At 46.0% G+C, this 20,316-nt stretch carries 17 protein-coding genes; 10 read left to right on the forward strand and 7 right to left on the reverse strand.

Annotated elements, in window-relative coordinates; all coding sequences use genetic code 11:
• Window positions 1-76: 76 nt before the first annotated feature.
• Both KFF03_RS13085 and KFF03_RS13090 read right to left on the reverse strand, forming a co-directional pair.
• Complete coding sequence (locus tag KFF03_RS13085) at window positions 77-994, reverse strand: response regulator transcription factor (protein WP_255857369.1); 918 nt, start codon at window positions 992-994, stop codon at window positions 77-79.
• Window positions 981-4,400 (reverse strand): ATP-binding protein, encoded by a 3,420-nt coding sequence (locus KFF03_RS13090; protein WP_255857370.1) that lies wholly within the window; start codon window positions 4,398-4,400, stop codon window positions 981-983. Before KFF03_RS13090 ends, KFF03_RS13085 begins: the two co-directional genes overlap by 14 nt.
• Window positions 4,401-4,602: 202 nt before the next feature.
• Here KFF03_RS13090 and urtA point away from each other — a divergent pair, with 202 nt between their 5' ends.
• The 7 genes from urtA to KFF03_RS13125 all read left to right on the forward strand — a co-directional run bounded on the left by urtA (window position 4,603) and on the right by KFF03_RS13125 (window position 11,396).
• Window positions 4,603-5,871, forward strand: a complete 1,269-nt coding sequence (urtA, locus tag KFF03_RS13095) for an urea ABC transporter substrate-binding protein (protein WP_255857371.1) — start codon at window positions 4,603-4,605, stop codon at window positions 5,869-5,871.
• Window positions 5,872-5,961: 90 nt separating this feature from the next.
• Window positions 5,962-6,888, forward strand: a complete 927-nt coding sequence (urtB, locus tag KFF03_RS13100; RefSeq protein WP_255857372.1) for an urea ABC transporter permease subunit UrtB — start codon at window positions 5,962-5,964, stop codon at window positions 6,886-6,888.
• Between the two features lie 9 nt (window positions 6,889-6,897).
• Window positions 6,898-8,139: an urea ABC transporter permease subunit UrtC gene (gene urtC, locus KFF03_RS13105; protein ID WP_255857373.1), complete on the forward strand. Its 1,242-nt coding sequence runs from the start codon at window positions 6,898-6,900 to the stop codon at window positions 8,137-8,139.
• A complete protein-coding gene (gene urtD / locus KFF03_RS13110; protein WP_255857374.1) occupies window positions 8,126-8,887 on the forward strand; it encodes an urea ABC transporter ATP-binding protein UrtD in 762 nt (253 codons plus the stop codon). Before urtC ends, urtD begins: the two co-directional genes overlap by 14 nt.
• Window positions 8,888-8,897: 10 nt before the next feature.
• Window positions 8,898-9,587, forward strand: coding sequence for an urea ABC transporter ATP-binding subunit UrtE (urtE, locus tag KFF03_RS13115; RefSeq protein WP_255857375.1), 690 nt, complete (start codon window positions 8,898-8,900; stop codon window positions 9,585-9,587).
• A gap of 43 nt (window positions 9,588-9,630) precedes the next feature.
• A complete protein-coding gene (fmdA, locus tag KFF03_RS13120; protein WP_255857376.1) occupies window positions 9,631-10,866 on the forward strand; it encodes a formamidase in 1,236 nt (411 codons plus the stop codon).
• Between the two features lie 116 nt (window positions 10,867-10,982).
• Entirely contained in the window at window positions 10,983-11,396 is a 414-nt protein-coding gene (locus KFF03_RS13125; RefSeq protein ID WP_255857377.1) for a zinc ribbon domain-containing protein, read from the forward strand.
• Here KFF03_RS13125 and KFF03_RS13130 read toward each other — a convergent pair.
• Complete coding sequence (locus KFF03_RS13130) at window positions 11,393-11,965, reverse strand: methylated-DNA--[protein]-cysteine S-methyltransferase (protein ID WP_255857378.1); 573 nt, start codon at window positions 11,963-11,965, stop codon at window positions 11,393-11,395. The two genes, KFF03_RS13125 and KFF03_RS13130, sit on opposite strands and share 4 nt — an antisense overlap.
• A 195-nt stretch (window positions 11,966-12,160) precedes the next feature.
• Here KFF03_RS13130 and KFF03_RS13135 point away from each other — a divergent pair, with 195 nt between their 5' ends.
• Together KFF03_RS13135 and KFF03_RS13140 are read left to right on the forward strand one after the other, a co-directional pair.
• Window positions 12,161-12,748, forward strand: a complete 588-nt coding sequence (locus KFF03_RS13135) for a lysophospholipid acyltransferase family protein (protein WP_255857379.1) — start codon at window positions 12,161-12,163, stop codon at window positions 12,746-12,748.
• Between the two features lie 114 nt (window positions 12,749-12,862).
• Entirely contained in the window at window positions 12,863-13,669 is an 807-nt protein-coding gene (locus KFF03_RS13140; protein WP_255857380.1) for a TatD family hydrolase, read from the forward strand.
• Window positions 13,670-13,743: 74 nt separating this feature from the next.
• On the opposite strand, the gene KFF03_RS13145 is transcribed toward KFF03_RS13140, so the two are convergent.
• From KFF03_RS13145 to KFF03_RS13155, 3 genes are all read right to left on the reverse strand, one after another.
• Entirely contained in the window at window positions 13,744-15,618 is a 1,875-nt protein-coding gene (locus tag KFF03_RS13145) for a response regulator (RefSeq protein ID WP_255857381.1), read from the reverse strand.
• Entirely contained in the window at window positions 15,615-16,493 is an 879-nt protein-coding gene (locus KFF03_RS13150) for a hypothetical protein (protein WP_255857382.1), read from the reverse strand. The genes KFF03_RS13145 and KFF03_RS13150 overlap by 4 nt, the downstream gene beginning before the upstream one ends.
• Before the next feature lie 105 nt (window positions 16,494-16,598).
• A complete protein-coding gene (locus tag KFF03_RS13155) occupies window positions 16,599-18,821 on the reverse strand; it encodes a TonB-dependent siderophore receptor (protein WP_255857383.1) in 2,223 nt (740 codons plus the stop codon).
• A gap of 200 nt (window positions 18,822-19,021) precedes the next feature.
• On the opposite strand from KFF03_RS13155, the gene ppa reads away from it, so the two are divergent.
• Window positions 19,022-19,555, forward strand: coding sequence for an inorganic diphosphatase (gene ppa, locus KFF03_RS13160; RefSeq protein ID WP_255857384.1), 534 nt, complete (start codon window positions 19,022-19,024; stop codon window positions 19,553-19,555).
• 138 nt (window positions 19,556-19,693) lie between these two features.
• On the opposite strand, the gene KFF03_RS13165 is transcribed toward ppa, so the two are convergent.
• Window positions 19,694-20,155, reverse strand: a complete 462-nt coding sequence (locus tag KFF03_RS13165; protein ID WP_255857385.1) for a PAS domain-containing protein — start codon at window positions 20,153-20,155, stop codon at window positions 19,694-19,696.
• Between the last annotated feature and the right edge of the window lie 161 nt (window positions 20,156-20,316).

Here is a 20,316-nt window from a genome sequence, read left to right on the forward strand (position 1 = left end):
ATATTAACGCTTTAAACTGAGTTTGCAAGCCAGAATTTTCCTTATACCTGAAACTTGCGACCTGACTATTCTGTATTTAAAGACTAATTCCAGACAAAAATCCCAGACTGACAGCAGCGGCGGAGGTGCGATTCTCAACAGCCAGCTTGCGAAAAATGGGCTCCAGATGTTTATTAACCGTTCGCGGACTCATCGTCAGAATCTGGGCAATATCCTGATTACTCTTCCCCCGGGAAAGCCATAACAGCACTTCACTCTCCCGCTCAGTCAGCGAGAATTCCCGGCGTAACCGATCACATAAGTACAGGTCATCTTCAGCAACAAACGACAATAAAAACTCTCCGGGGTTGGGCTGTGCCAAAATACGAACATTCATGTTATGTCCTGCGACTGAAACCAGAGTCTGGCTACGCTTTTCTGGCTGACGAGCCAACCAGGTCAGCACGCCTTGTTGCTCCAATAATGCTGCCAGCTGCACGACATTGGTATCCCATTTGCCCAGTAGCTCCGAAGTATCTGATGTACACCAGAGAATTTCCCCTTTGAGATTGCAGGAAAAAGCCAACTGGCCAATTTCATTTAATGCATCACGAATACTTTGTGTTTTTCGTGCATTCGCCAGATGCACTTCAACCCTTGCCAGAACTTCTTCCAACACCAATGGCTTGGTCAGATAATCAACACCCCCGGTTTTTAATCCACGAACAATATCTTCACTGTCACTAAGGCCTGTCATAAAAATAACCGGCACATCCTGAAGCTCCACGTTTTTCTTAAGAGCTTCACAGGTCGCAAAACCATCCATCTTTGGCATAACCGCATCAAGCAGAATCAAATCCGGTTTCATCCGCTCGGCGATGGTCAATGCCTGTTCGCCATCCATGGCAACTAACACCGTATAGTTCTCAGCAGATAATGCTTCATTTAACATCGACAGCGACTCAACCGTATCATCTACAATCAGAATCATTTTCTTGTTATCAACTGTTTGCATCGCTAAGTACCTTATTAGTGATTGAGATAATGCTGGCAAACCGATAATTTCTAACCAATTCCTGAAGTTCACGAATACAAGCATCACAGCTGAAGTCATCCAATGACTCCAATAATTTCTCCATACCACTGACATAACCCAGCTCAGCCATATTATTCAGTTCTCTGGCCACAGCATCCGGTAAACAATCACAATTAATTGAAACATGCCGGGAAGTAACGGGTTTATCCTCCGCAAAATGCCAGCTAATGTTTAATGCGTTACCTACTTTATTGATCAGTGCCTGGTCACGAATAGGTTTAATCAAATAATCATTATTCGTTCGCTCAATGGTATTATCGGCACCCTGATCCTGAGCAGAGCAACGATCTTCAGCATCGGCAGAAACCATAATCACCGGTTGATTGAACTGCCGTTGACGAAGGGTTTTTAACAGTTCCCAGCCCGTCATACCCGGCATAGAAATATCCAGCAGAAAAATATCGACACTCACTTGATTCAATATATCCAAACAATGAAAGCCATCGGTTGCTTCAATTACATCAAAATTTAACGACTGCAAAATCTCACTGACAAGACCACGATGCGATGCATCGTCATCAACAACCAAAACGACCTTTCGATCACCTTCGTAACCAATAATCTTCTGGTGAGGCACAATGGACTTCTCAACAGGCCGGCTAACACTGGAAAGCATCATAGATAATCGAAACCTGCTGCCTTCACCCAGGCGACTATCAACGGTAATTTCACCTCCCATCACATCTGCCAACAACTGACTGATTGTAAGGCCAAGCCCTGTACCCGGTTTTTGTGGCGACCCCGGAGTGCGTACTCGCTCAAAAGGCTGAAATATTCGTGCTAATTCAATATCACCAATACCTGATCCAGTATCAATAATGCTGAAATCTGCAACCTGATTGCGATAATGCACAATAAAAGACACAGAACCGGATTCTGTGAATTTGATCGCATTGGACAACAAATTGATTAAGATCTGTCGCAAATGTTTTTCATCGGTTGTTACATACTCAGGTAAGAAAGGGGACGATTGATAAACAAACTCAATGCCTTTGCTTTCTGCCTGAAAGCGGAACATATCAGACAACTCCTGCAACAATAGCCGGATAGCAACCTCATCACGACGAATTTCCAGCCGCCCGGCTTCAATCCGCGAGATATCCAGTAGCCCTTCAATTAAATCAGCAAGATGGTCACCACTGCGCTTGATCAACTTCACTTTATTTAATTGTCCGGGAAGTAACTCCTCATCTTTTTCCAGTAGCTGGGTATAACCCAAAATAGAATTCAGAGGACTTCGAAGTTCATGGCTGATTCCACCCATATAGCGGCTTTTGGCCTGGTTAGCCGACTCAGCCATTTCTTTTGCCCGCTGTAACTCTCTGTCAGTTGCCTCATGGGCGCTGATCTCCTGTGTTAATAGTTCTGTTTGGGTTACCGCTTCTTCCAGTGCAAACTCTCGGCTCTCGTTCGCCAGTACGAATAGCCAGATCAGTACCCCAATAATAATCAGCAATAAAAAATACACCTGAATCAGAGTAGCACCGACCAACCCCTGTCCTTCCACTCCTTCTGGCAATTGCATATGCACCAGCCAAAAAAGGGCTGCAACAATACACGCAATGATGGCTAATAAACTCGTAAACTGCATTAACCTTGGATTCATACGTTGCGCTATATTTTTTGGCAATATCGCTTGTAACAAAGCCGCCATCTGGTCATTAAGCGTTGAACGGGTTTTACATTGATCGTGGCAGCGTGATTCAAGTGTGCAGCATAATGAGCAAATATTGCCTTCATAAGCAGGACATACTGCAATATCTTCATGGTCAAAATCGTTTTCACAAACGATGCAACGCAGCTGCTGGTTCTCATTGTGCAGAGGAATATGGTGTGGAATAACGTCTCTGGCCAGGTAATATTTCCCTTTAGTAAACCAGGCAATCAAAGGAGAGGTAACAAAAGCTGTGATTAACGCAAAATAGGATGACATAGCCTGAGCGACTTCCCCGGCACTGCCGACAAAACAGATGATGCCAACAATGGATGCCAATAACATGGAGCCAAAGCCAACCGGGTTAATGTCGTAAAGATAGGCTCGTTTAAATTCGATGTGTTTGGGACTTAGCCCCAAAGGTTTATTAATAATCAAATCGGCAACCAAAGCTCCCACCCAGGCAACCGCAACATTCGAGTAAATACCCAGAATCTGTTCCAGTGCTTCATAAACGCCCAGCACCATCAACAACAATGCAATGATGACATTAAATACCAGCCACACTACCCGACCCGGGTGACTATGGGTCAGACGCGAAAAAAAGTTAGACCAGGCAATTGAGCCTGCATACGCATTGGTAACATTAATTTTTATCTGACAAAGAAAAACAAAAATACCAGTTAAAGCCATTATCACTAAAGGCGATTCACTCATATAGCCAAAGGCAATGCGATACATATGGGTTGGATCAGCTGCTTGTTGTACTGACAAACCAGCCGTCAAGGCTAATACTGCTAAAAAAGAACCTGCCAGAAATTTAAGAGCGCCAACCACTATCCACCCGGGCCCTCCACCTAATAGAGCAATCCACCAGCGTTGCCTTTGCTGTTTGTTATTCCCCGTCTCCGGCAAAAATCTTAAAAAATCAACTTGCTCACCGATTTGAGCCACTAATGAAAAAACAACCGCTGAAGCGGCACCAAAATAGATCACATTCAGGTCATTGCCACTTTCAGGTGCAATATTGCTGTTTTTCATCTCAATACCTGTAAACGCGACCCAGTCTAATGCCACCTGCCATTCATGAGATAAAATAAAAATAAAAGGGGTTACTTGCAGTATTAGCCATAAGGGCTGTGTCCAGAGCTGAAACCGGCTGATCAGGCTAATGCCATGTGTGACTAAAGGAATAACAATAAGAGAGCTGAGAATATATCCGGCGGCCAATGGCAAACCAAACAAGATATCCATTGCTGATGCCAAAATAGCGGATTCCAAAGCAAAGAAAATAAACGTGAAGGATGCGTATATCAGCGAAGTAATGGTTGAACCAATATAGCCAAACCCCGCTCCACGACTGAGAAGGTCAATATCAACGCCATATTTTGCCGCATAATAACTGATGGGAATGGAAGTCAGAAAAATAATCAGAGAAACCACCATAATGGCGGCGACTGCATTATTGAAACCATACAATAAGGTAATGGCAGCCCCAATCGCCTCAAGGGCAAGGAATGAAATAGAGCCCAAGGCGGTGTTGGAAACACGGACTGCAGACCATTTTCGGGCACCTTTTCCGGTAAACCGCAACGCAAAATCTTCTAATGTCTGATTTGCAACCCAACGGTTGTAATTTCGCCGACGTTTAAATGCATATTGTCCGGCCATAGTGTCCATCTCCAGTAAACATACAGCCCCAATATTTCAATTGCGCTGCTTTCAGCACTGGTTCAAACACATCCTGTGCCAATCCTTATACGTCAAATAACGTACCTCAATGAGACAGTCTCCTCATACCGGAAAAAGTACCGCTGGCGCATTCTGATCAGGCATCAATTCACATAGTTCAATCAGCAACAGGAGAGACGTTATGCATTCTGGCAAACGTTCAACAGCGAACCCGCAACACGGTATAAAAAATCAGCAACGCCGCAGCTTGCTGAAGTCTTTATTAGCATTACCAGCCGCCATTGCACTGAGTGCATCTGCAGTTGCCTCATCAGTAAACACCACAGGACTGGCTGTTACCAATGACACCGTGAAAGTGGGTATTCTTCATTCGGTCACAGGTACTATGGCAATCAGTGAAACCGGGTCGGTTCAGGCTGAAAAATTGGCGATAGAACAGATTAATGCCATGGGTGGCGTCTTAGGCCGTAAAATCGAATTCATTCAGGAAGATGGAGCCAGTGACTGGCCTACCTTTGCAGAGAAATCAAAAAAATTATTGGTTAACGATAAAGTGGCCGCTGTATTTGGTTGCTGGACATCAGCATCACGAAAAGCAGCGTTACCTGTTTTTGAACAATATAACGGCATGTTGTATTACCCGACCTTTTACGAAGGTCTGGAACAATCACCCAACGTGATTTACACCGGTCAGGAAGCCACTCAACAGATTCTTGAAGGTTTGGATTGGGCATCGGATAAAAAGAAAGCGAAAAAATTCTTTCTGTTAGGCTCTGATTATATCTGGCCAAGAACCTCGAATAAAATTGCCCGCAAGCACATTGAAAATAAACTGGGTGCTAAAGTCGTGGGTGAAGAGTACTACCCTCTTGGCCACACTCAGTTCAACTCCGTGATTAATAAAATCAAATTAAAAAAACCAGATGTCGTGTTTATTTCTGTTGTCGGTGGTTCTAACGTCGCCTTCTATAAACAGCTGAAAGCCGCTGGTATTGATATGACCAAAGAGAAACCTCTGTTTCTGACCATATCAGTGACTGAAGATGAAATTCTTGGCATTGGTGGTGAAAACATTGAAGGTATTTATGCCTCAATGAAATATTTCCAGAGTCTGCCAAACGATAATAACAAAGCTTTTGTAAAAGCCTTCAAAGAAAAATGGGGTGAAGACATTGTTATTGGTGACGTAACTCAGGCTGCGTATCTCGGCCCATGGTTGTGGAAAGCAGCGGTTGAAAAAGCCGGTTCATTCGATATTGATAAAGTCCGTGCAGCTTCTCCTGGCATCGAGTTAAAAACGGCTCCGGAAGGTTATGTCAAAGTTCACGAAAATCACCACTTATGGTCAAAAACCCGTATTGGTGTTGCCAAAACAGATGGGCAATATGATGTGGTTTACGAAAGTGCCGGATTAATCGAACCCAATCCATTCCCGAAAGGTTATCAGTAAGGATTACCTGCTGTAACAACCATCGATTACGCAGTGGGCGGCTCGTAGCCGAGCCGCCATCACTGCTTTATTAAACGGGAGTATCTGATCATGTTTGCTGAATACACGATGACTGAGCTGACTTCAATTTTTGCGATGCAAGGGTTTGCCGGTCTGATTCTGTTTTCTGTTTTTGTATTAATGGCATTGGGGCTGGCGATTATTTTCGGCCAGATGGGAGTTATTAACATGGCTCATGGAGAATTTATGATTCTTGGTGCCTATGTAACCTACCTGACCTCAAATTTATTTGAAGCCTACTTACCCTCACTGTATGGCAGTTATTTTTTCATCGCCATGATATTGGCTTTTATCACCACCGCAGCACTCGGAGCTTTGGTGGAATGGGGAATTATTCGCCACCTGTATAAACGTCCGTTAGATACCTTGCTGGCGACCTGGGGACTGAGCCTGATTTTACAGCAGTTATATCGTTCGGTTTTTGGTGCACGGGAAGTGGGTGTCACATTGCCCGATTGGCTGATGGGGTCTTATGCCATCACTGACATGATTGAAGTTCCCATTAACGGCATCTTTGTGATGGGGCTAACCATGGTTATCACCATTGCTGTGGCGCTAATGATGCAGAAGTCACGCCTTGGAAAACAAACCCGAGCTGTGGTGCAAAATCGTCCTATGGCTGCTGCCGTTGGTATTAATACTGAAAAGGTAGACCGTATGACATTTGCCTTGGGCTGCGGTATTGCAGGTATCGCGGGTTCTGCTTTCACTATGATTGGTTCTACCGGACCAACGGCTGGGCAACAGTACATTGTCGATACCTTCCTTGTTGTTGTTTTTGGTGGTGCAGCCAGCCTGATTGGTACCGTCGCTTCTGCTTTCACAATTTCTCAGGCTCAGTCAACGATGGAGTTTTTCTTATCCGGATCGATGGCCAAAGTGCTGACACTGCTTATTGTGGTCGTCATTCTGATGATTCGCCCTCAGGGCTTATTCACCTTAAAAATGCGCAAATAGGAGTCTGCCATGAATAAGCTAACCTTCTTTATTGAACGGTATCAGTTAAGCCATTTTATTATTCTGGCAGCTTTGATATTTGTTGTGATGCCTTTATTTCTCGATATTTTCCGCCTCAACCTGGTAGGAAAATATCTGACTTATGCCTTTGTCGCGCTGGGCCTGGTTTTATGCTGGGGTTATGGAGGAATCCTTAGCCTTGGCCAAGGTGTGTTTTTTGGTTTAGGCGGTTATTGCATGGCGATGTTTCTTAAATTAGAAGCATCCACGCCTGAAAATACTGCGATTCAGTCCACCCCTGGCATTCCGGACTTTATGGATTGGAACCAATTAACGGCACTGCCCTGGTTCTGGGAACCCTTCAACAGTTTTGGCTTTACTCTGATTGCCATTATTTTAGTTCCGGCCGCGTTCGCCTTATTGATTGCAGTCGCCATGTTTAAACGTCGGGTTGGCGGAGTTTATTTTGCCATTATTACTCAGGCTATTGCAGCCATTCTGACTATTTTAATTATTGGTCAGCAGGGTTATACCGGCGGTGTCAATGGCATTACGGATCTGCGAACCTTGCACGGTTGGGATATCCGTACCGATGAAGCTAAATACATTCTGTATTTTATCAATGGTTTACTGTTATTCGCCTGTTTATTTGCTGCCCGCTACATCATTAAAAGTAAACTGGGACGACTATTGGTTGCCATGCGTGAACGTGAAGATCGGGTACGCTTCTCCGGCTACGATGTTTCAGCTTTTAAAATATTCATTTACTGCATTGCCGCTGTTTTCTCTGCCATTGGTGGTGCCATGTTCACCCTGCAGGTTGGTTTTATGTCACCGACCTTTGTTGGCATCGTTCCTTCCATTGAAATGGTGATTTTCTGCGCCGTTGGCGGACGCCTTTCTATCCTGGGCGCGGTATATGGAACACTGTTAGTCAACTGGGCCAAAACCAGCTTTTCTGAAAGCTTCCCGGAACTTTGGCTATTTGCCATGGGTGCTCTGTTTATTGGCGTTGTGATGGCATTTCCAAATGGTATTGCCGGTCTTTACCAATCTTATGCAGCTCCCTGGATCAATAAATTCTTGAGGAAAAAACAACCTGTTAGTAACCAGGGTAATACCGGAATTACACAGAGCACGGGAACGAATATAAGCACGAAAGAAATTTCTCAGGACGTCAGCGAAAAACCGGAAAGTGAGATTAAAACCTCATCTGATACAAAAGAGGAATACAGCCATGCTGGAAGCTAAACATATCGACAGTAAAGACTTTGTTCTCAGCGTTGAAGGCCTGACGGTTTCATTCGATGGTTTTAAAGCCGTTAACGATTTATCCCTGTATGTTGAAGAACAGGAAATCCGAGTCATCATCGGTCCGAACGGTGCAGGAAAAACAACAGTGCTTGATTTAATTTGTGGCCGAACCAAAGCAACCGATGGTTCGATCCGGTTCAAAGGTAAGGAGCTGACCAAATTAAACGAACATCAGATTGTACATGCCGGGGTTGGCCGTAAATTTCAGAACCCATCCATTTATGAAGACCTGACGGTTTTTGAAAATCTGGAATTGTCTTACCCCAAAGGACGCAACGTCTGGGGAGCTCTGACTTTTCGCCGGGACCAACAGGTTATGGATAAAGTTCAGGAAATTGCCGACATGATTTTTCTCGGTGATCAGCTTGATAGCCCAGCCGACTTACTCAGTCATGGGCAGAAACAATGGCTAGAAATCGGCATGTTATTAATTCAGGACCCAGAGTTGCTGATGCTGGATGAACCGGTTGCCGGAATGTCGGTTGCTGAACGAAAGCAAACCGCCGATTTATTGCAGCGAATTACCAAAGACCGTTCCGTTTTAGTGATCGAACACGATATGCAGTTTGTTGCTGATATTGCCGACAGAGTGACGGTTCTGCATCAGGGAAAAGTACTCTCCGAAGGTTCGATGGAACGGGTTCAGAACGATCCAAAGGTAATCGAAGTATATCTGGGTCATTAAGGAGAACAGTATGTTTGAGCTATCCAATTATGGGGTTGCCTATGGCCAAAGTGACATTATCAGCAACCTTAATTTAACCGTAAAACCGAAAGAAATTGTTGCGATTTTAGGCCGTAACGGCATGGGTAAAACGACATTAATGAAGTCATTAATTGGCATGATCCCATCAAAGTCCGGCGAGATCACATTAGATGGTAAATCGATTTCACCGTTAAAAAGTCATGAACGTGTCAGCGCGGGCATCGGCTTTGTGCCACAGGGGCGTATGATTTTTTCCACCATGACGGTATCTGAAAATATTGAAACTGGCCTGACCAGTACCGGAGAAACCCGGATCCCCAGCGACCTGTACAGCTTGTTTCCGGTATTGGATGAAATGAAACAACGCCGTGGTGGAAATCTCTCAGGCGGACAACAACAACAACTGGCCATTGCCCGTGCATTAGCCAGTAACCCCAGCGTGTTATTGCTCGACGAACCCACCGAGGGCATCCAACCCTCCATCATCAAAGAAATGGCGCGCACGCTGAAACAGATACGCACACAACGCGACCTCACCATCATCGTTTCTGAACAGGTTCTGAGTTTTGCACTGGATATGGCAGACCGAATCCTGGTGATAGAGAAAGGCAACATCGTACTGGATGTTCCGGTTGAAGAAGCCGATCAGGAAATGATCACCAAATATTTATCCGTTTAAACATTATTAACACACCCGGCATGTTGCCGGAAAGGAGTAAGCCATGGCTGATACTATTATCAAAATTGATCTCAATAAGTCTGCTTATGAACATGATAATGTTCATAACCGTTGGCACCCGGATATTCCGATGGTCGCTAAGGTTAAACCCGGCGATGATTTTATTGTTGAATGTTTTGACTGGACAGGTGGACAAATTGAGAACAACGATGATGCATCTGATGTACGTGATGTCGACTTAAGCCAGGTGCATTTTTTATCCGGCCCAATTGAGGTAGAAGGTGCAGAACCCGGCGATTTGTTAGAAGTGGATATTCTTGATATTGGTGCTTTTGCTGAACAGCAATGGGGATTTAACGGCTTCTTTTCAAAACAGAATGGCGGTGGTTTTTTAACCGAACACTTTCCGGAAGCACAAAAGTCTATTTGGGATTTTAATGGTATGTACACCAAATCCCGCCATGTGCCCGGCGTTGAATTTGCCGGTATTTTACACCCGGGGTTAATTGGATGTTTACCCGACCGGAAAATGCTCGACACCTGGAACAGCCGTGAAAAAGAACTGTACGATACCGAACCGGATCGTGTCCCTGCACTGGCAACCCTGCCCTATGCAGAAACAGCACACATGGGCCGTTTAAAGGGTGATGAGCGTAATAATGCCGCTGCCGAAGGAGCGCGTACCGTACCGCCACGTGAGCATGGCGGTAACTGCGACATTAAGGATTTAACCCGCGGTGCCAAAGTGTATTTTCCGGTTTATGTTGATGGCGCCGGATTATCGGTAGGTGATTTGCACTTCAGCCAGGGGGATGGCGAAATTACCTTCTGCGGTGCCATTGAAATGGCAGGTTGGATTCATATGCGGGTTAATCTGATTAAAGATGGCATGGCCAAATATCAGATCAAAAATCCGATTTTTAAACCCAGTCCAATGGTTCCGAAATATGATGACTACCTGATCTTCGAAGGTATTTCTGTGGATGAAGACGGCAAGCAGCATTACCTCGATACCAGTGTTGCCTACCGTCAGGCCTGCCTCAATGCCATCAAATATCTGACCAACTTTGGCTACAGCGAAGCTCAGGGTTACGCCATCATTGGCTGTGCCCCGATTCAGGGGCATATCAGTGGGGTGGTGGATATCCCGAACTCCTGTGCCACCTTATGGTTGCCCACCGATATCTTTGAGTTTGATGTTCAGCCATCCGCTTCCGGTCCGGTTAAACATCTGGATGGTTCGGTTGATATTCCCAAGGCACCGGATATCAATACCTGATCATTAACACCTAATCGTAGCGACAGCTCCGCAACCCTGGCGGCATCTTGTGTACGCAGTGAGATGCCGCCAGTCCCGGAACTGAATTACCTGCTCTTATTAACGGAGAATGGCTCATGCCTTTATACGAATACAAATGCCCGAAACACGGTGTCTTTCAGGAACTGGCACCCATGAGCGAACACGACCAACCCACTCACTGCCCGCAATGTCAGACCTTATCAGCCAGGGTGATTGTGGTTCCCCCGGAAATTGCCAAAGTGCTTAAAGCAACACAACAGGCCGTTGAACGCAATGAAAAAGCACGTGAATCCCCTGACGTAATGACCAGCCAACAGTTTTATGAACGCGAAGAAGAACGCCGACAGCGCCAAGCGTATCAACAAAAACCCCCTCACGGCTCACATTGTGGCTGTGGGCATAACGGCAGTCATGGCAGCAATGGAGAGAAGCGCAGAAGCAATCTGATGTATACCGCCGAAGGCAACAAAATGTTTCCCGGCATGCGCCCCTGGATGATCAGTCATTAAGCAAATAAAGCTTGCTGATAGGGTTCGTTCACCTTACTTGTTTTAGAGGGCGTTTCACCGTTAATGGTATGCCCTTCTAACTGCAATAACCTGGCTTTGATTTCAATGCCACCGGCATACCCCCGTAATGCCCGGTCAGAACCAATCACCCGATGACAGGGAATAATCAGACTGATTGGATTACGGGCATTGGCACTGGCAACTGCGCGCACGGAGCCAGGGTTACCAAGCGCATCGGCCAGTTGCTGATAACTGCTGAGCTGACCATAAGATATATTTTGTAACGCTCGCCAAACCGCTTGCTGAAATACCGTACCCAAGGGCTTGATGGGTAAGTCGAACACGACGGTTTCTCCGGCGCAATAACGGCTTAACTGTTGTCGACAGTCATCAACCCACAACGCTTTCTCAATGTTTTGATTCACCTGCCCAGGCTGAAAGCGCAAGCTACGAATGACCTGTTCATCACCCCGTACCACGATGTCACCAAACTCCGACGGAACGACCAGGCAAATGCTTCCCTCCTGCCGGGTTAGCGATGAAGGAGTCTGAGCATGAAGTATCGGCATAATCAAAAGCGCTCCGCAAAATAATGAAGAAAGAGTAGTGAAAAATAAGAACAACTATCATGACAAAAAGAAAATAAACTGCAGTTTTCTGACCATAACGTGACATAACAGCATAATCATGCAACACAAGGCTTTGTGTTGTCATACGCTCAGAGTATCATCCGCGCCTCTAAGATGTTATTACCAGAGGTAGTCATGCACTCCACCATGTTCGACACCCCTATTCTGAAAACGATCCTGCGTTGGTTTTCAGTGGTTACACTCAAGTTATTGGGATGGAAAACCGAAGGGGAAATTCCCAAAGACCTGAAGAAATGCGTCATGATTGCCGCCCCTCACACCAGTAACTGGGATCTGCCATTCATGTTGTTTGTCGCGTTTAAACTGCGCGCAAGAATCTACTGGATGGGCAAAGAGCAAATATTTAAACCACCATTTAAACGTCTGATGATGTGGATGGGAGGTATCCCGGTTGATCGCTCTAAAGCGAACAATATGGTTCAGGCGTCCATTGATGCCATCAACGAGAACGAACAGCTCTTCTTGATTGTGCCGCCGGAAGGCACACGTTCCAAAGTGACCTACTGGAAAACTGGTTTCTACCACATTGCACACGGTGCTGGTGTACCGATTCTGATGGGCTTTCTGGATTACAAAAACAAACGTGGTGGTATCAAAGGCACCTATACAACTACGGGTGAAATTGAAGCGGATATGGAAAAAATCAAAGCCATCTATGCCGAAGTCAGTGGCAAAAAAGCCGACCAGTACCACAACGATTAAATCATCACCAGATATCACAGGCTGCGCTTTTGTGTCCTGAGCCTGTGATATACTCCCTCTACACCACATCCAAACAGCACCCTCAACCTCTGAAACGACACCTTCAACGATCTTATGAGCAAAAAAAAGCGCCGTGATATTCCCCAATATCAGTTACCTATCATTGAAACGCACTTTCATCTCGATTACCTGAAAGAAGAAAACCCGGAAGCTATTCTGGCTGCGGCGCGTGATATTGGTGTTGAGCGCTTTATGACGATTGCGGTTCAGCCAGATAATATGCCCACAGCGCTTGGCCTGGCGGAGCAATTTGACGATGTGTACGCCACTCTTGGTGTTCACCCACATGAAGCCGCTTCATTTGATGAGTCAGCCGACGCTTATATTCAAACTCATGCCATTAATCCCAAGGTCGTGGCGGTTGGTGAGATTGGCCTGGACTATTTTTATGATCACTGTGATCGCGAAGTGCAAAAACAAGTATTCAAACGTCAACTGCAACTCGCGATTGACTGTGAATTACCGGTCGTGATTCACACCCGCGAAGCCGATGACGACACCATTAACATTCTGCAGGAATATGCGCCGAAAATGCCTAAAAAAGGGGTCGTGCATAGTTTCACGTCGGGTTTGGAGTTAGCCAGCATTGCCGTTGACCTGGGCTTTTGTTTAGGTATCAACGGCATTGTTACCTTTAATAAAGCCGATAATGTGCGGGAAGTCGTTGCCCAAACGCCACTCGAGAATTTATTACTGGAAACCGACGCGCCTTATCTTACGCCCGTACCGTATCGGGGTAATGAAAATGCGCCGAAATACCTGCCTTTTATTGCCGAAAAAATCGCAGAAGTGAAAGAGGTAACGGTTGAACAAGTGTTGCAACAAACCTATCAGAATTCATTAAATACCTTCTTCAGCTAGGGCCTGTTAACACTATTCAGATCTTTGCTGCTGGAAGTCAGTCTTTTCATGAGCAAGGCATTTGGTTTACCCCGCTACAGCCAGAGGGGTAACACTTGTCTCAGTGTCTCTATCTTCAGTGGCTTGGCAATAAAGTCGTTCATACCTGCTTCGAGACAACGATAGCGAATCTGATCCGTTGTATTAGCGGTACAGGCAATAACAGGAATAGCCAAACCAGCATCGCGTATACGCCGGGTCGTATCAAAACCGTCCTGGCCTGGCATATGGCAGTCCATCAGTACCATATCAAAATGATGCTTTTCCACTTTCTGCAAACACGCCTCACCGCTACTGACGGAATCGATTACGATACGGGCGAAACTTTTCTGCAGAATTTTTTCGGCCACTTTTAAATTAACCGGATTGTCTTCGACGACTAACACCCGGAACGGACGTAGCGACGCCTCCGCTTCCGATAAAACCTCCGCAGGCATCACAGTCACTGGGAACTCCACAGAAACGATGGTTCCACCGCCCGGGTTATCTTTAAGTGTTAATGAGCCATCGAGCATGGTGGAGATATGATGAGTAATGGTCAGGCCAAGTCCCATACCATCATACTTACGACTAAATGAAGAGCTCACCTGAGAAAATGCCGCTAATACACTGTCTTTCTGATGATCTGGTATTCCGATACCGGTATCCGTGACGTTAATCACCAAATTGGTTGTACCCGCCTCGGTTTGTGACAGTCGGATATCGACGAGAATAAACCCATCATTGGTAAATTTAATGGCATTATCAATTAAGTGTCTCAATACCTGGCGAACCAGGGCTGCATCTGTGCATATGGGTGTTTTTTTAGTAGCTTCATCATAATTAACCACCAGCGAAAGACTGCGTTTCATCGCTACCGTCGCAAACGAAGACATCAATTCTTTTAATGCTTGCTGCAGGTGATGAGCGACCGCGCTGACCGACAATTTATTTTTTTCGATATCAGCGACCACCAATACATCTTCGAGCAACTGAGACAGGTGCGACAAAGATTGATCCGCCATGTTTTTATAATCCTGAAAAGCGGATGCATCGCTTCCGGATTCAAGCAGTTGCAGCGCTCCCATTGCACCATTCAAGGGAGTACGAAATTCATGGCTCATCATCGCCAGAAAGTCGGTTTTAGCCTGATTGGCCAATTGAGTTTTTTGCTGTTCGTCCAGCAACCTTGCGGTAAATTCCTGCTGTTCCCGGTCAGCTCGTTGCAACGATGCGGCCAGTAAATTGGCATTTAACTGAAGTTGCCCAAGCTCAGCACCGTTATCAACAGGCATACGTTCAGTCAATCGACCATCAGCCAGCCCGGTAAAAAAGACCGCCAATGACTTTAACGACGAAACAATATCAAAGGCGGTTAAATGAGCAATAATCAGCCCCGCCAATACCACCAGCAAACCAACAACAGCAGATTGCCAAACAATAGACACCTCCCTCTCCCGGGAAAAGGCCTCTGACATCCCTAACTCAATGGTAGCCAGATATTCCGTCTTTTTTTCTGAATCGGTTATATCTGAAAATTCTGAGTATTCATCCAGCGTCTGAAGTTCTCGTGTTATGGCAAACTCCCGGACAAAAATATCCTTTGAATCTAGCTGCTCATAATGCTCATCAAGAACCTTTAATAGTTCCTTGTTATCAGCTCCCAGAATGGTGACAGAAACAATATCGGGCTGCTGTAAAACAGAATTAACCAGAGGCTTTAACAGTTGGTAATTGCCAGAAATAACCGGATATTCAGCTGCAGCCGCAAGGTTCTCAAGCAATACATCCGCCATATTATCGCGGCTATGACGAACATCCTGCCAGCGCTCAGACATATGAAACAAAGACAACATTAATACTGCCGCGATCGTTGGCAAAGCTGCGACAAGAATAAGCCGCTTGCGGATAGACCATTCATGAAATTTCATGGAGTAACCTCCATCGAAATCAGCTTTTGTGTTAACGCCTTCTCATCCGGTAATGTCAGATTCAGTGAACGGCCTACCTGTTTGTTATAACGCACATGAAAGTATGGGTTATAACCTGGCTCAGGCCAGGCCGAAGGCCGTATGACTTCAGACGTTTCTTTTGCTGAGTTCAAGCCCTGCAGTAAAACTTCGCTCAGGCGTTGCGCAATATCATTAAGATCACTGAATGTTGATGCCAATGCACCGGCTTTAATATAGGAACTGGATGGACCAATTAACGGCTTATTCTGGCGATACGCCGTGATCAGAATATTTTTAATATTAGCGGAACTGAACAGTTCTGGCTCATAGACTCCAACCAAGGCATCATTATTTTTTAATAAATCCGATAGCGCGCGATTAAGGTCGGTGTAATCTTCGATGAAATAGGGCGTTATTACCGAACGACGATCAGTTGAGTGCTGAAGCTGAGATAAATCCGATGAATGTTTTTTGGATAACAGCACTCCCAAATCACTGTCACGACCCAGTATTTGTTCGGCCAGTGATAATTGTCGCGATAGCGGTGGTTCAATATAAATAGCTGAGCTCAGATATTCAGCCGCATTTTCAGCCACATCACGACTGACAAAAACAGCGATCGCAGGAAGATCACGTCGCTGCCAACGCTGCACAACCGGTGCACCCGCCAATACAACGGCCTGATACCCTTGCAAGCTCATGTCGGGCGCATATACCAGGGAGTCAATCTTGAAGCCCGTTTTTTCTGCAGTGAGATCTGCCAGGTTCTGTACCGACTTAACAGCTTTATGGCTGATGATGGCAATCTCTTCAGCATAACCAAACGATGGCTGAATCAAGGAGGTAACAGACACTATGACAGTTATCACCAGCCTTCGCCTTTTTTTTGTCTGCCAACGTCGCAACCAGGCATCCATGCTGAACATAACGGCTCCCTTAATTACCTTCAAAAAGCGGCTTTAAAAATTCAGCCCAAGCTGAACATAATAAAGGTCGTCATTTTCGTATTGCTGATTGGAGTAAACCAGTGGGTTCTGGTCAATAATGTGATGCCAGAAAACACCAACCCAAGGCTCTGTTCCGGCCAGGGAAAATTCTTTGCGCAGGTTAATTTCATAACGACGATAACGACGCAGGCTACGGTTGGTGGTATCGCCGTATTGATCATACCAAAAGTGAGAACCGGTAAAGCTCCAGCGATTGCCCTGATGATGCCAACTGGCAACTACACTGTCTCGGGCACTGGCTCTCAACTCAATGCGGTTAAGAGAAGAGATTTCACGTTCCGTTAAACCTTCGGTATCTCCGGCCTCGTACACCGGGTTCACATAAGCAGCAACCACTCTGAACCAATCACGCTTAGTTGCTTGCCAGCGTAACTGTAGCTCAGCGCCATCAATATCCATTTCACTATCGGAAGTAAGTACCGTGGTATTCAATGCAATCGGATTGGATATCAGCTGAGTTAAAGCGTCACGATAAACTTTCAGGTCCCATTGCCAGTGATTAATGGCACCGTAATAACCTAATTCAATACTGGTGATTTTTTCGTGATCTAAATCCCGCTCCAGATCAGCCTGATTAACAAATACCGGAGCTTCATCCGCGCCCAGATAATTATCACTCAGATTTTTAATAGTGATCCGATAGTCAGGAATCTGCTCAACCAAATCTGGTGAACGCACGGCCTGTGAATACACGGCTCGAATACTTTGTTGTGGCGTCAACAGTACATTGGCAGCAATACGGGGAGAAAAGGCATTATCGTTATGCTCTTCAATTTCGTACATACCACCTGCATTCATGACCAGCCAATCAACGACACGCCATTCGGCGTTGGCAAACAAACGGTAGGTATCATTTTTAACCTGACCATCAAACAGTGTTTCTGAGTTAACCTGGTCACGACGGAAACTAACACCTGATACCGTTCGTAACGCAGGAGACCACTGTACGGTGTCTTGCCATTCGATATCAAAGCGTTGCTCATCCACAGCGCGATTGGTGTAACCGCATACCTCTGCCGTCGGATCAGCATCGCCTATCCGTGCCAGTGTACTGGTCAACAATGCTGCTTCCTGAGGCGATGCCGCTGCGGCTAAATCGGCCACAGATGTGCCGGATAACAAACCATAGGCCAGATCAGGGTTAAGCCGATATAACTGAAATAGATCCGGGTCCAGTGCGATGGTTGGTACACAGGCATCCGCTTCTTGTTGGCGTTGGTCAATTTGCCAATAGGCTTGCAAGTGTGAGGAGTGAGTTTCATTAAACTCGGTTAACCACTTTCCCCAAAGATGCCCCTGCTCGGTTTTCTGATCAGGGAAGCTGGTATCAAACGAATCCTGGCGAATATCGGTGTGGCCTTTTTTGTAAGAAGCCTGAAAGTCCAGATGGTTGTGGTCATCCAGCTGCTTGCTAATAAATGTATTCACAAAACCATGGCGACGCGCGTCTCGCCATTCGTCGCGTCCATTATCTTCATTGCCGTCAAAGCCGTTATCAGCATTAATTTGTGCAGTAACACGATAACTGGTGTCTTGATGGATACCCGAATAGCTGACAAACGAATCATCGTAACCCTCTGAACCGTTTCGATAGCGAACACGTGCCCCCAGCGTTTCATCCGGGTGCTTACTGATAATATTGATTACGCCCATAAATGAATTGGCGCCATAGGTCGCGGCATTCGGCCCGCGGGTGACTTCAATCCGGGCAATATCTTCCAACGCCACCGGGATATCATCCCAGGTGACCGACGCTATCGAGGCACGGTATACCGATCGACCGTCAATCAATACCTGCAAACGACGCATGATGTTAGGTGTCGAAGCGTGATAAATCACCGACGCATTATTTTCATCATCACCGTGACCAATAAACATACCTGGAACAAAACGCATCAGCTCGGGGATTGTACGGACTCCCCAGGCCTCAATCTCAGCGGCGGAAATCACCGTGACACTGGCCGGGACTTCAGCACGCGGTTGCTTGAGACGTGTCGCGGTCAACACCACCGGAATCTCATTTTCCTGCAGAAACGCATCATGAAATTCGTTGTCAAAATCAGCCAGAGCCACCGGGCAAAAGGCCCATAAAGCGGTGGTTAACAAAGCCCCCAATCGAACATAAACCGGCTTGGCCGGACAGGTCAGATGATCTCTGACTTTCTTATTACGCATGAAAACGCCCATCAGCTGAACAACGTATGGAATCAGTCTAGTCAATACAAAGTGGATGAGTAGAAAGGTTTTTGCAGTCTAATACTTTAAGACTAGTGATTAAACCCGGCTTTTATACTTACGGCAGGCTGTCAGAGCAAGCTGCAAGTCGCTATAATCGCCCGATCAAAATACCTTCACACACAAGACTGGAAAAAACTATGAGCTATAACGCGATTTCAGCTGGCAAAGATCTGCCAAACGATGTTTATGTTGTGATTGAGATTCCTGCGAATCACTCACCAATCAAATACGAAATCGATAAAGATATGGATTGTCTGATGGTTGACCGCTTCATGGCGACCCCTATGTTCTACCCGGCGAACTACGGCTACATCAACGATACTCTGGCCGACGATGGCGACCCACTGGACGTACTGGTTATTACGCCTTACCCGGTACAACCAGGTTCTGTGATCCGTGCTCGCCCGGTTGGTGTTCTGAACATGGAAGACGAAGCCGGTGAAGACGCCAAGCTGGTTGCCGTTCCTCACGAGAAACTGACTCAGCTGTACAACGACGTACAGGACGTTAACGATGTTCCTGAACTGCTGCGCGAGCAGATCAAACACTTCTTCGAGAACTACAAAGATCTGGAAAAAGGCAAGTGGGTTAAGGTTCAGGGCTGGGGCAATGCTGACGACGCTCGTCAGATGATCATCGATTCTGCTAAAGCTTACGAAGACGCTAAATAAGTGTTTTCCGCCGGTTGATTCCGGCAGGTACAAAAAAAGGAGCTTCAACATGGCTCCTTTTTTTATTCGTATGATCAAGACTGACGTTTGATTGCTGGCTTTAACGTTAATGGCTTTACATTGAGCTGATAACAGCGGTTATGCGTTGCTTAGTTGTCTTCTCAGTTTTTCCAACTCTTCTTCTGCCGCCTGAGCGCGTGCTTCGGCTTCCACCTGACGCGTGACATCTTTTTGCACACCGATGTAATACATCAACTGATCCTGATCATTAAAGACAGGCGATATACTCAGCTCATTCCAGAACTGACTACCATCTTTACGATAGTTTCTCAGCACCACCCGGCAGGCTTCATTGTTCTCAAGCGCCACCTTAATCTTTGTCAGACCTTCCTGGTCGCGGTCACCGGCCTGTAAAAAGCGGCAATCCTGAAACAGGATTTCATCCTGCTGATAGCCGGATAATTGCTCGAACGCTTTGTTGGCGTAAATCAGGATGTTGTCATCCCCTTCACGCTCGGCAATCACGATCCCGTCATTAGAGGCATCAATTGCCTTTTTTAATAACTCCAGGTCGATTGGAGCCGACTCATCGCTAACCATGCTTCCTCCGCTGGCATCATTTATCGCGCATCAGGCCTTCCTGATAAACTGAGGATCAATTTACTACGACTGCGTCTTAGGTGAAAGTCCCGGCGGTGGCTTTCGTATAACTCACGCATCAAAATTTTTACATTGTGTATAACTGCTTATAAAATCACTTG

The organism is Bacterioplanoides sp. SCSIO 12839, assembly GCF_024397975.1.
GTDB lineage: Bacteria > Pseudomonadota > Gammaproteobacteria > Pseudomonadales > Oceanobacteraceae > Bacterioplanoides.